Genomic DNA, 12418 nt, shown 5'->3' on the forward strand with positions numbered 1-12418 from the left:
AGACGAGGCTGATTGTTCAAAATCTAAGTGTTTCTCTCTTAGTAGACAAGAAAGCATTTAAATTAAAAACCATGGAATTAACTTTAGCCCAGAATTTTTCTTGAACCAAAATCTACGCATACAGTGCAGCCACGTTGATCGTTATTGCGTAAAGAGAACTCCCAATCGAATCGCTGGCAGAAATCTTCAACAATAAGCAAACCCAAGCCATGCCCTTGTGGGTCTTGATGTCCGTCGTAGCCACATCCACAGTCGATTACTTTTAATTTTGATTCAGTCATGCAAACTTCGATAGATCCTTCTTCGGTTGCAGCAATGGCGTTTCTAATTAAATTGTTTAGTACGATGGCTATCACAGGTGAGCTGGCTTGAACGGTAGGCATACTCTCTATTGTGCATTTTAAATCAAGTTGTTTTTCCTGCGCTAAAGGTAGGTTAGATGAAATGATACTGTCCAGCTCCTCTGTGCTTATCCGTCTAAAGGGTTCATTGTGCTTTTCTCGTTCATAGCGTACAAGCGACAAAAGGGCATCGGTCATGGTCGACATCTGTTTACTGGCTTCTTGCACTCGGATCATTTGCCGCGAAATAAAGTTATCTTCACTTGCTCTGAGAAGTAGCTTTGAGGCCCCTTTAATGACTGTCAAAGGTGTTCTTAACTCGTGACTTGCGTAGCGTGCGAAAGATTGCTCCCGTTTAATCAGCTCATTTACGTGGGTTCTATAACCATTAAGTCCAGAGGCTAGAGTTTGAAATTCGTTGGCGGCATCTTTAGGCAATGTAAAAGAAGCACTAGGATCATTCTTATCGAGTTGAGCCTTTAGTGCATTAACAGGCTCAATCAAGCGCTGTGACAACTTCATTAATAACTTCGCAAAAATAAAAACAAGCACTACAACAAAGGCAAGATTGATGGCAATCACTGTGATAAATTCATCGTAGCTGATCTCCACCTCATCAACATAAGTAAGCAAAATTATGGGCTTTTCAACGCCATTTTGCGTAAAGGTACTCAAGTAAACCATTTGTGAGCCATCTTCAATATGTACCTCATCCAAGAAATGACGCTTTCCGATTAAATAAGGTTGGTAGGTTTGAGGTACAAGCGATAAGTCATTATATGCGGTTGTAAGCAGGTCCAATTGCACAACATTGATTTCAGGATTGGAATGAAAGTAGTGAATAGCTTCCTTTTTATCAATCAGTATTCTCCTTTCACCCATTCTGTCTTCTGCCCAGTGTAAGGTAAGGGTGATTAGCGCAAAACAAAATAGTCCGATTACAGCTGAAACAGCGGCGAAAAAAAGCGCAAGACGACCCGTCATACTGCGGGTGTTGCCAAGATATCGTCGTATCATGAGGTGTGCTCCAAACGAAAACCAACCTTGGGAACTGTAGTTAAGACTTGGGTGTCGAATGGTTTATCTAATTGTGTTCTGAGTTGATAAATGTGACTGCGTAGTACGTCATTATTTGCTTCATGCTCGCCCCATAATTGATATGCGATCTCTTCTTTTGTAAGTACTTCTGGGGCTTTTTTTAAAAGCAACTCTAAAATCGTGTAAGTCGTAGGGTTTAGTGCAAGCAAGCGGCCTTGTCTGTATGCTTGGCGCGTTCTTTGGTCGATGGATACATCTCCAAAACAGAGCTTTTGGCTTGTAAATTCGGCATTACTTCGGCGAATCAACGCATGCATGCGTGCCTCTAAAATATCTAAATCAAATGGCTTTGTAAGGTAGTCATCTGCGCCATGTTCAAAGCCTTGTAATATATCTTCTCGACCATCTAACGCTGTGAGCATTAATATAGGTGTGGTGTTTCCTGATTCTCTGAGCTTATTGCAAATGGATAACCCACTCATGCGTGGCAGCATCAGATCTAACAGAATAACGTCAAAAGTGTGTTCACTTGCTAGCTTTAAGCCCAACTCTCCGTTGTCTGCATAATCGATTTCCATTCCGAGTGACTCAAAATAGTCAAACAAAATGCCTGCAATCTCGCGATTGTCTTCCACTATCAGCAGTCTTTTCAAACGAACACTCCAACAAAAACATCAATCTATATTATGCATATTTAGTGTGAAAAAAATGTCGACAACAACTCTTTCACTGCCTCTGATATAGGCTAACTCCGTCTTTTAATGCTACGGATAATTGCGTATGTCTTTTACTAATGCACCAATAACAAATATTAGTGCGCTAAACGAACGCCGAGATATTGGACCTACTTTATCAATCGTTGTTCCATTTTATAACGAATCAGAAGTGCTCGCTGAATTTCACCAACGACTTAGCTGGGTACTTACTCAAATCAGTGGGAAAACAGAAATCATTTATGTCGATGATGGGAGTGTTGATGGTAGTTTAGAGATTGTCAAAAAATTTAGTGCGGCAAACTGTACGGTAAAATGCATCGAGCTGAGTCGTAATTTTGGCAAAGAAAGTGCGATGAGTGCCGGTCTAAATCATGCGCAGGGCCAAGCGGTCATTATGATAGATGCAGATCTTCAAGATCCGCCGGAGCTAATTCCTAAAATGTTGTGTAAGTGGCGTGCAGGGTTTGACGTGGTAAATATGAAACGTACCAGCCGCCGAGGAGAGTCATGGTTTAAACGGTTTTCCGCTGGGTGCTTTTACAAATTACTAAATAAGATGACACCGTTAAATGTGCCTGAAAACGTGGGTGACTTTCGTTTAATGAGTTCCAAAGTCGTGCAGCACATTAATGCGCTACCTGAGCGCACTCGCTACATGAAAGGGATATTTGCGTGGCCCGGGTTTAATCACACAACCGTAGAATTTGAACGGGATGCGCGTTATTTAGGGCAAACAAAGTGGAATTACTTAAAACTTATTGGTCTCGCTATGGACGGCATCACATCCTTCTCTATTCGGCCCCTTAGACTCGCGACTATACTAGGCGCATTGATCGCCAGCTCAGCCTTTGTTTACGGTCTAGTTATTATTACCAAGACACTTGCCTTTGGAGAAGTTGTCTCCGGTTACCCATCTACTATGGTCGTTCAATTGGCGCTTGGCGGCGTGCAACTGTTATCTATTGGCTTATTAGGGGAATACATCGGGCGCATTTTTGTAGAGGTAAAACAACGGCCACTCTATCTTGTGGCACATGTGCACCACTGTAATCAAACACAAAAGAGCGCTGAGGTGCCTTCGCTAATGGAGAAGGCTTAGATGACGGTAAGGCAAATCCACCTTTGGCTACTATTAGCCTTTGCACTGTTTCTAAGGCTTATTTCTTTAGCGACTTACCCATTAATGGACACGACCGAGGCTCGCTATGGCGAAATGGCTCGGCTTATGGTCGAAACCGGGAATTGGCTGACCCCTCAATTTGACTATGACGTGCCATTTTGGGGTAAGCCACCGCTGTTCACTTGGATGAGTGCTACGGGGATCAAGTTATTTGGGCTAAATGAATTTGCGGTGCGAGTGCCTCATTGGTTTGCTGGGGTGTTAACTATTTGCTTCATTGGACTACTGGCTAGAAAAACCAATAACAATCCTGTTGTTGCAGCGGTTGTGGTAGCGACATGTGGTATTTTTACCATCGCATCGGGCGCGGTGATGACTGATATGGCCCTGACTTTTGCTTTGACTATGGCTATGGTCGGTTTTTACTTATGTTGGTTACAAAAAGATGAGCATGCTCAAAAATGGGGTTATTTAGGCTTTTTTGGCTTGGCGTGTGGTTTATTGGCAAAAGGGCCCGTCGCTTTAGTCATAATGACAATAGCGGTAGTACCTTGGCTTATACTTCAACACGGCTTTTTGGGCGCATTTAAACAATTATGGAGCAGGTTTCCCGTGTTGTCTGGCAGTGCGCTTATGTTGATTGTTGCGTTACCTTGGTACGTGTTGGCAGAAATCGCAACTCCGGGGTTTTTAGATTATTTTATTGTCGGTGAACATTTTAACCGCTTTGTCATAAGTGGTTGGGAGGGCGATTTATACGGCAATGCACATGACAGACCTCGTGGGACTATTTGGTTGTTTTGGTTACAATCTGCTTTACCTTGGTCAGTTGTGCTGCCAGTGTTAATTTGGAAAAAACGCACTGACAAGCAAGAATTTGAAAAGGGCTACACAGGCTTATTCAGCTTTTTAGTTTTTTGGTTATTATCGCCGCTGCTTCTGTTCACTTTATCAGGAAATATATTACCTGCATACGTGCTGCCGGGAGTGCCAGCAATCGGAGTCCTGATAGCAATGTTGGTCACCAAGAAAGATTTTAAATGGTTGTGGGGCGCTTCTGCTTTCATTCCTGTCATGTTGATGATCGTTTTGTTAGTTTTGAATTTGGGCAAGGCGGACAGCCGTAGCGATCGAGTGATCTTCGAAAAGGTATCTCGTGAGCTCCCTGTGTTCTATATCGGCAAGAGGCCGTTTTCAGGGCAGTTTTATAGTCAAGGGCAAGCAAAATTACTAAAAGACACTCGTGTTCTTACTTCTTTGAGTCGATACCACCTTATTGGCCGGCGAGAGCAGGTCAATGCGCTTGTAGAGCAGTACTTATTGAGTTGTACGGTAGAGTTTGAATCGAAATCGGGTCGTTCACTATTCACTTGCTCAAACAGTACACGCGGTTAGTTATGCAGCAGGTAATCAAATTTGCTCTGGTAGGAACTGTTGGGTTTGCTGTAGACGTGTCAATGTTTACTATATTTAGCTTTGGTTTGTCGCTGCATTTAGAATGGGCTAGGGTACTTGCATTTTTTGGGGCTGCGTTTACAACGTGGCTCGGCAATAGACACTTTACATTTTGCTCAAAAAACGCCAATCGAGCGGTCTCTGAATGCGTAAAAAGCTTAATTACCGCTTGCATTGCCGGCGTAATGAATTTCAGCGTATTCAAGGTGATGACCGATTATTCAAACGAACTTTTGTTTGTGTATTTTGCCTTAGTGTGTGGTGTGTTGATAGGAATGGTGGTGAATTATGTTTTAAGTGCATTATGGGTCTTCAAAGCTCAGCACGCCTGAATACGAAGGGCATTCACATATCTGGGCTTTGTCAGCACCAAGAGCAGCACCTTGCTGTATCGCTGTTTTGATTGACGGTTTTAATTGGTTTGGTGAAAAAACACTAGAAATAAAAATGCTGCCACTAAGGACAGCATTTTGGGTCTCTATAAAAGAAAGGAACTGTTTAGAAGTAAGCTCTAATTCCAAGCTTTAAGTTACGCCCAGGGAGAGGCGCCTGATCTTTAATAAACGAGCTATGTACAAAGCCCAATTCATCTGTCAGGTTTTCTAGATTCATATAGCCAACCATGTCGATACCTTTTACTGCAAAGTCATAGCTTAGGCTTGCATCGACCAATGTGTAACCGTTAGTTACTGTCTCGTAAGAGGTTACTTTATCTTGCTCTAAGTAGCGCGTAATTGTCATATCCGCTTTAAATGGGCCGTTCTCATAAGCGTAATTAACACCAAGTTTGTTACTTGGAATACGCGGCAGGTTTTGTCCATTGTCTAGCTTAGCGCGTAAGTGGTCGCCGAATAGCTTTATGCGTGTTAAATCGTTAATTTGATAGTGAACATCAAATTCTAATCCGTAAAGTTTTGCATCTTTACTCACATATTGATAAACATCGCGCGCGCCTTCGTGCTCGTGGTCAGCAACTTCTAAACCATGCTCAGACGTAAAGAAGTAATTCGTCTTTTCTTGGTAATAGAAGTTAGAAATATCGTTGTGGAATACATTCACTGTATAGCCAAAGTCACCGATAAAGCGACGGAAGCTAATATCTAAATTAGTTGATGTTTCTTTTTCAATGTCTGTTGGCTCAAAGTGGATCTCAGTGCCTTCAATCTCATAGCCAAGACCTAATTCATAAGTGCTTGTCGCTATATGCAAGCCATTAGATAGCAACTCTGCTGTTAAAGGTGCACGTTCTGAACGAGAAAGACTGATAGCAACATTTTCACCTGGTGCGTAGTTATATACGCCACCAATTGATGCACTCACGTTTGTCATTTCAAGTGTGTAGTCAGAGATTTGCGTTGTTTTAACCATAGCTTCTTCGTGAGCATGGTCATGATCATGGTCATCTTCGCCATGTTCGTCGTGGTCATCATCGTGACCTACATGTGTTTCAGTGATACGGCTTGATAGCTCAAAATCTTCAACGCGCGCACCTAACTCTAGAGTGAAATCACCAAACTCTCTTTCTTCTAAAATGTAGAATGCATGGGTTGTGGTATTTGTAGCTGGCGTGAAAGCTTCGGCGCCTTGGGCTTCATAATCGCTGTCAGAGTAGTGGTAACCAAAGATACCATGCCAGTCGCCAATACGGTGTTCAAAGTTGGTGCGAAGCTCAGTTGTTTCATTTTTGAATACTGTGCCAATTGCGCCGCCTTCAATTTCTGCGTGCTCATAATCTGTATAACCTGCACGGACCTGAATAGACTCTAGCCAGTTGTTGTGAAGTGCATAGTTAAATAAAGCTTGCCATCTGTCTTGTTTAACGCGTGCGAACACATTGTGGTTTTCACCTTCGTGCTCGTGTGCATCATCCTCACCATGGTCGTCATCGTGGTCATGACCATCTTCATCTTCGTGCCCATGATCATCATGGCCGTGATCGTGGCTGTGTGCAGGAATACCGTAATCAGTTTCAATACGGCCGTAAGAAATACCAGCGGTGATATGATCTGAAACGTAGCTAGTGCCGATATTAAATACTTCAGAGTCGATAAATGTATTATCTACTTTTTCTGCGAATTCAGCTGCGTGCTCTTCTTCACCTTCGTGTTCTTCGCCTTCATGAGCGTGATCATGGTCATCATGTCCGTGTTCATCCTCGTGATGCTCGTCATGGTCACCAGGTAATTCAAAGCTTGGTGTTTCATAGTCGTCGCCTTGACGCTTTACACCATCAAAGTGGAAGTTAAAGCCTTCGTGGCCTGTTTCGAACAATACAGCGTACGTATTGGTGTTCGAATTCGTATCATGACTGTAATTAACAGCGCCTTGAGGCGCTTCAATAACGTCAGTCGGAATGCGGTTATCAACTACGTTAACAACACCGCCAATCGCACCTGAGCCATAAAGCAAAGTTGCAGGGCCGCGAAGGATCTCAATTTGCTCAGCGCCTAGTGCATCATTTGTATTCGCATGGTCAGGACCAACGCGTGAAGCATCACTGCTGTCTAGGCCGTTTTGTGTAATTTTAACGCGAGGACCGTCTAATCCACGAATAATTGGACTTGAAGAAACAGGACCAAAGTAGCTCGCATTAACACCTGGTAAGCCTTTAAGTGTTTCACCTAAAGTTGGCTTAGCTGAGTTTTTGAGCGTATCACCACTTACTACGGTAACTGGTGAAGCCATTTCCATGTTGCTTTTGTGCAGGGCAGATGCATATACAACAATACTCTCTACAGAGCTTGGTGTTAGCGTAACAGTAACAAAAGGAGAGTCCGGATTAACGTCTAAGCGTTGATCAATAAAGTTGTTTTTTGAAACATGTAACTGAGATGCTGCGTCAACCGCGATTGTGAAGTTGCCTTCAGCATCTGTTTTAATTGTTTGTGATTTACCGTGCAAGTGAACATCTGCGTTGCTAACTGGTAGGTTGTTGTTATCTACAACTTTACCTTTTAACTCGCCAGCATATGCTGACGTTGACAGCATTACTGCGCTGACACTCAGAGAGATTAAAGATTGTTTAAACATGTTATTACTTATTGATTGTGATAATGATTGTGAACTTGTAATAATATAACACCTCATTTTTTCAAAAACAATGATGTTATACTATAACTTTAAGTTTGAATTATATTTGACTGTTCCTATATTTAAGCTAGAGCGCGTTAAACTGAGCCTAGTATGACTGGACCATTTGTTTTCAAAGTAAGGTTGAAAATAGCGGATTTGTTTCATCAAGCAAATCACCTTGAAACCTTTACGACAGCATTACAAAAAGCAGAAACGCTTGAACATTTCGTGTTAAAGCTTATCGGATACTGTGCCCTGTCTTATAGTGATAAAGTACGTTGGTTAAACAGTCGCGAAAAGTCTAGCCCTGACGTATGGCATGAAGATGACAGTGGGTTAATCGAAAATGCACTGTTTATTGGGCCCACGGAGCTAGGTGATATTCAAAAGTATGGAAAACTCTACAGTAAAACCATCATTTTTTTAGTCCACGATGACGAGTGGTTTAATGCTTTGGAGCCGCATCTCATTGCGTTACCCAACATTCGCATATTTTCGGTAAATCAAACATGGGTTGACGATTTGGTGTCGGCTCTGACACGCAGTTTGCACTGGGATGTGGTGATAGAAGACGGCGCAATTGCAATTAGCAATGGCACCGATTACTTTCAAACAGAAGTTCAAAGATTAAGTTAGCTTAATCACAATGTCGGTTATTGGCTTCGAACAGCACAATAGCACCTCTCCATCTCGCACAAATGCTAAGGGCTCTTGGTTGTATACTGTTTTGCCTTGCACTAACTTTGCTCGACACGCTCCGCAATAACCTTCTCGGCATTGGTAGGGGACATCGATGTTGTTTTGTTCAAGAGTACATAGAAGTGAAGGTGATTGAGCCGCAAATTTTAGCGGCTCTTCGTGGTCTTCGATTGTTATCGTCGGTTGTGGCCTTTCTTCCATTACAGGTCGAAATCACCAAAGTCTGACGCACTTACTTCAGAATCGATTTGACCAACTAGGTATGAGCTGATTTCAGCTTCTTGTGGAGCAACCTGAACATTGTCAGAAACCAACCAAGCGTTAATCCATGGAATCGGGTTACTTTTGCTTTCGAATTGAGTTGGTAATCCAACAGCTGCCATACGTACGTTTGTTATGTACTCTACGTATTGGCACAAAATGTCTTTGTTAAGGCCAATCATTGAACCGTCTTTAAAGAGGTATTCTGCCCATTCTTTTTCTTGCTGCGCAGCTTCTACAAACATTTGGATAGCTTCTTCTTGGCATTGCGCCGCAACAATTGACATCTCAGGATCGTCTTTACCTTCTTGCATGATATTCAACATGTGTTGAGTGCCTGAAAGATGAAGCGCTTCATCACGCGCGATTAGCTTGATGATTTTTGCGTTACCTTCCATAAGCTCACGCTCTGCAAAAGCAAACGAACATGCAAAACTTACATAGAAACGAATCGCTTCTAATATGTTTACTGACATAATGCAGAGGTAAAGCAGCTTTTTCAGTTCAAACAGGTTAATATGAACTGTCTCGCCGTTAATTTCATGCTTGCCTTCACCATACATATTGTAAATAGATACTTTCTCGATTAACTCATCGTAGTATTTAGTTACAGAGTCTGCGCGTTCACTGATTTTCTCGTTCTCAACGATGTCATCGAAAATAAGTTCTGGCTGTTTAGTTACATTACGAATGATATGCGTATATGAACGGCTGTGTATTGTTTCACTGAATGCCCATGTTTCAATCCAAGTTTCTAGCTCAGGGATTGATACGATAGGCAGTAATGCAACATTAGGTGAACGACCTTGAACACTATCTAGCAGTGTTTGGTACTTCAAGTTGCTAAGGAAAATATGCTTCTCGTGTTCAGGTAGCGCCTGAAAATCTAACCTGTCTTTACTTACGTCGACTTCTTCAGGACGCCAAAAGAAAGATAACTGTTTTTCAATTAGCTTCTCAAATATTGGGTATTTCTGCTGATCATAGCGAGATACATTAACAGATTGGCCAAAAAACATTGGCTCTTTTAGTTGATCATTATGTTTTCTGTTAAACGTAGAATACGACATAAATAATACTCGATACCAAAAAATAGCGGAGTCTAAACGACTGAACCGCTGGAAAGTTTACAATTTATCATGACACAAAGTGCTAAAATAGAGATTCGAAACCCCTTTACAGGGACTACAAAATTTGCTCCGTTACACTTGATGTCATTAAACCCAGAGCGTGTGTTTCAGTATACGAATGTATCACAGAATTCGATTCCACACCGCAAATAAATTTTTTAGAATTACCTGCTAACCGTCTTGACAAACTCCTCTAAATATCAAAGTTCCCCGTTCTACTAGTAATCAAAAAATGTCATTTTAACTCTATAATTCATAGGGTTAATCGAGTTTTAGCTTGTTTCTAAAGCGTTTGTCTTTGAACTGAAAAAAGAACTAAACGCAGCGACATGCTTTATGCGATTTGAATTTTTCGATGTAGATTTAAACAGCTTAGCCAAAGTTTTCAAGTAATCGACTATTTGGGTAAAAAACAAGACATGTTGTGTATCTTGTCTTTTATTTTTCAAACCATAGGAGCTGATAGCCTGGCCAATTTGGGTGTGCTATCTATAGATAAACCTGTGCGCTTCAGCGCAATGGCTACGCTTGGATAATTAGGATGAAAAACCAATAATTTTTAAGAAGATAGCGAATAAATGTCACAGTTTTTATCTTTACTGACTGGTAAATGTATTGTGGTAGGTTAGGTGTGTTTGTTATTTAAGTCATTCTATTAACGAATTAGAAGAATTTTTCCTTGGAATTGAGATAAAACGGATTATGCGTTTAATGTTGAAATTAAACGAAAGATTTTTTGGTCGAATAGAACTGCTTTATGAGTTCGGGCCATTGTTGAGAGTCGTCATGGAGCAAAGCAATTAGGTTATCTATGAGTAAACAAATTTTAGTGACGGGCGCTTCGTCAGGAATAGGGCTGTGTCTTGTTCATCACTTATCTTCTATTGGGCATACCGTTTACGCTGGTGTTCGCAAGCAACAAGACTTTAATCTGTTAGTCGGATTTAAAAATATCATTCCAGTAATCTTAGATGTAACTAACAACGCTGATATTGCAGAATTCAAAGCGATAATTAAGGCGTCAAATAGGCCTCTTTATGGACTTGTAAATAATGCTGGGTTAGGTGGCTTAGGGCATTTTAATGCTTGGCAAGAAGATGAACTTAAAGTCATGTTTGATGTAAATGTATTTGGTCCGTGGCGTCTTACCAAGGCATGTATCGACTCACTGTTAGTAGCTCAAGGCAGAGTAGTAAACATAGGTGCACAAAGCTGTGTGACAGGAACTGAGCTTTTAGGCCCTTATACAATGACAAAAAACGCGCTAGATGCATTTACTGAATCTTTACGTAACGAAGTCACTGAATTTGGTGTAAAAGTAAGTTTAATTCAGCCCGGAAACATAAAGTCAAAAATGGAAGAGTCGACCAATAGCGCTAGTTTAGAGAGGCTAGAGCGGACATCATTTCCATTTAATACGCGTGCAAGAATATTGATTAATAATATTTTAGAGCAGCAAGAAAGGCCTGAGTTTGTCGCCTATGCGGATGCTTCGGAGCCGGAGTTTGTGTCCCATGCTGTTGAACATGCGTTGTTTAGCGATGAGCCAAAGGAGAGATATGTAATTGGTACTCATAATGAAGGAACAAGATTGATCGAAACACTTTTAAAACGAGTTGTTCAGACAAACAAAAATCCAGACCTTCATTACACAAGAGATGAACTAATTGAAATATTAGACAGGTATCTTGCTTAATGTAAAACAGCAAAATGGTTTGAGTCCCAGAGACGCAAAACTCTTAACCTATTTATTCACAACATGAAAGTACCGTCGATATGAGCGTAGAAACTGAAATTCAACACATTGAAGAAAAATTACAACCACATTCACTTGAGTATGTAAAAGTCATTCCAAATGCACAAGAACCGATGCACAGTTGGAGTAGCAAATTCTCTGGCAAGCCTTATTGGCCAAAGGATAAGACATACCCATGTAATAAAAATGCGCAGCCTTTGGTTTTACTGGCACAGATTAACTTTGAGGAGGTGCCAGCTTTGGAAGGTTATCCAACTCAAGGGATTTTACAGTTTTTTGTCGAGGATGACGATGAAATGTTCGGAATGGACTTTGATGTCCCAGTGGATGACGCCATTGATCAAGCTGATGGCTATTGTGTTGTTTACCATAAAGAGATCATTAAAGACGAGTCACTTTTAGAAAAGGGCTTACCCTGTGCAGCTTTAGATTCGAACTTTCCGGTTGCGAACGAATACTCATTGCAGTTTGAGTTGGACCAAGAGGTGCCATCGCCTACTGACTATCGATTTGAAAAGATCTGCGGTGATGTGTTTGAAATGGATGAAGCTGTGGGAGAGTATTTATACGATAACTTTGAGAGCATGGGCTCTAAGATTGGTGGATATGCGCACTTTACACAAGATGATCCAAGGGGATACGAAAAACCAGACGAGAACTGGGTTTTGTTATTTCAGCTAGATAGCGAAGATGATGAAGGTGTAGAAATTATGTGGGGTGACTGTGGTGTTGCGAACTTCTTTATTGAACCAGAAGCCTTGCAAAAACTGGACTTTTCTAGAGTATGGTACACATGGGATTGCAGTTGAGCAGCATAAAATTGGTTGGGT

General features: G+C 41.4%; 11 protein-coding genes. 6 read left to right on the forward strand and 5 right to left on the reverse strand.

Going from position 1 to position 12418, the window contains the following annotated elements:
- Positions 1-83: 83 nt before the first annotated feature.
- Both N480_RS16985 and N480_RS16990 read right to left on the reverse strand, forming a co-directional pair.
- Positions 84-1358 (reverse strand): sensor histidine kinase, encoded by a 1275-nt coding sequence (locus N480_RS16985; protein ID WP_063373632.1) that lies wholly within the window; start codon positions 1356-1358, stop codon positions 84-86.
- Positions 1355-2032 carry a response regulator transcription factor gene (locus tag N480_RS16990; RefSeq protein WP_063373633.1) on the reverse strand — a complete coding sequence of 226 codons (678 nt, stop codon included), beginning with the start codon at positions 2030-2032 and terminating at the stop codon, positions 1355-1357. Before N480_RS16990 ends, N480_RS16985 begins: the two co-directional genes overlap by 4 nt.
- 127 nt (positions 2033-2159) lie before the next feature.
- Between N480_RS16990 and N480_RS16995 the strand changes: the two genes are divergently transcribed.
- Genes N480_RS16995 through N480_RS17005 form a run of 3 tightly spaced genes read left to right on the forward strand, consistent with a single transcriptional unit; the run spans position 2160 to position 5002 of the window.
- Entirely contained in the window at positions 2160-3194 is a 1035-nt protein-coding gene (locus N480_RS16995; protein WP_081231911.1) for a glycosyltransferase family 2 protein, read from the forward strand.
- Positions 3195-4610 carry an ArnT family glycosyltransferase gene (locus N480_RS17000; protein WP_063373634.1) on the forward strand — a complete coding sequence of 472 codons (1416 nt, stop codon included), beginning with the start codon at positions 3195-3197 and terminating at the stop codon, positions 4608-4610.
- A 2-nt stretch (positions 4611-4612) separates the two neighbouring features.
- Complete coding sequence (locus tag N480_RS17005) at positions 4613-5002, forward strand: GtrA family protein (RefSeq protein WP_063373635.1); 390 nt, start codon at positions 4613-4615, stop codon at positions 5000-5002.
- 166 nt (positions 5003-5168) lie between these two features.
- Here the strand turns inward: N480_RS17005 and N480_RS17010 are convergent, their stop codons facing one another.
- On the reverse strand, positions 5169-7700 hold the full coding sequence (locus N480_RS17010) for a TonB-dependent receptor (RefSeq protein ID WP_063373636.1): 2532 nt from the start codon (positions 7698-7700) through the stop codon (positions 5169-5171).
- A gap of 153 nt (positions 7701-7853) precedes the next feature.
- Here N480_RS17010 and N480_RS17015 point away from each other — a divergent pair, with 153 nt between their 5' ends.
- Complete coding sequence (locus N480_RS17015; protein ID WP_063373637.1) at positions 7854-8378, forward strand: YaeQ family protein; 525 nt, start codon at positions 7854-7856, stop codon at positions 8376-8378.
- Here N480_RS17015 and yfaE read toward each other — a convergent pair.
- Together yfaE and nrdB are read right to left on the reverse strand one after the other, a co-directional pair.
- Complete coding sequence (gene yfaE, locus N480_RS17020; RefSeq protein WP_063373638.1) at positions 8370-8642, reverse strand: class I ribonucleotide reductase maintenance protein YfaE; 273 nt, start codon at positions 8640-8642, stop codon at positions 8370-8372. The genes N480_RS17015 and yfaE overlap by 9 nt on opposite strands.
- Entirely contained in the window at positions 8642-9772 is a 1131-nt protein-coding gene (gene nrdB / locus N480_RS17025; protein WP_063373639.1) for a class Ia ribonucleoside-diphosphate reductase subunit beta, read from the reverse strand. The genes yfaE and nrdB overlap by 1 nt, the downstream gene beginning before the upstream one ends.
- An 871-nt stretch (positions 9773-10643) precedes the next feature.
- Between nrdB and N480_RS17030 the strand changes: the two genes are divergently transcribed.
- Together N480_RS17030 and N480_RS17035 are read left to right on the forward strand one after the other, a co-directional pair.
- The gene (locus N480_RS17030) at positions 10644-11528 is read left to right on the forward strand and encodes an SDR family NAD(P)-dependent oxidoreductase (protein WP_063373640.1); all 885 of its coding nucleotides are present in this window, start codon (positions 10644-10646) and stop codon (positions 11526-11528) included.
- A gap of 80 nt (positions 11529-11608) precedes the next feature.
- Positions 11609-12397, forward strand: a complete 789-nt coding sequence (locus N480_RS17035; protein WP_081225582.1) for a YwqG family protein — start codon at positions 11609-11611, stop codon at positions 12395-12397.
- Positions 12398-12418: the final 21 nt, after the last annotated feature.

Source organism: Pseudoalteromonas luteoviolacea S2607, from assembly GCF_001625575.1.
Lineage (GTDB): Bacteria > Pseudomonadota > Gammaproteobacteria > Enterobacterales > Alteromonadaceae > Pseudoalteromonas > Pseudoalteromonas luteoviolacea_E.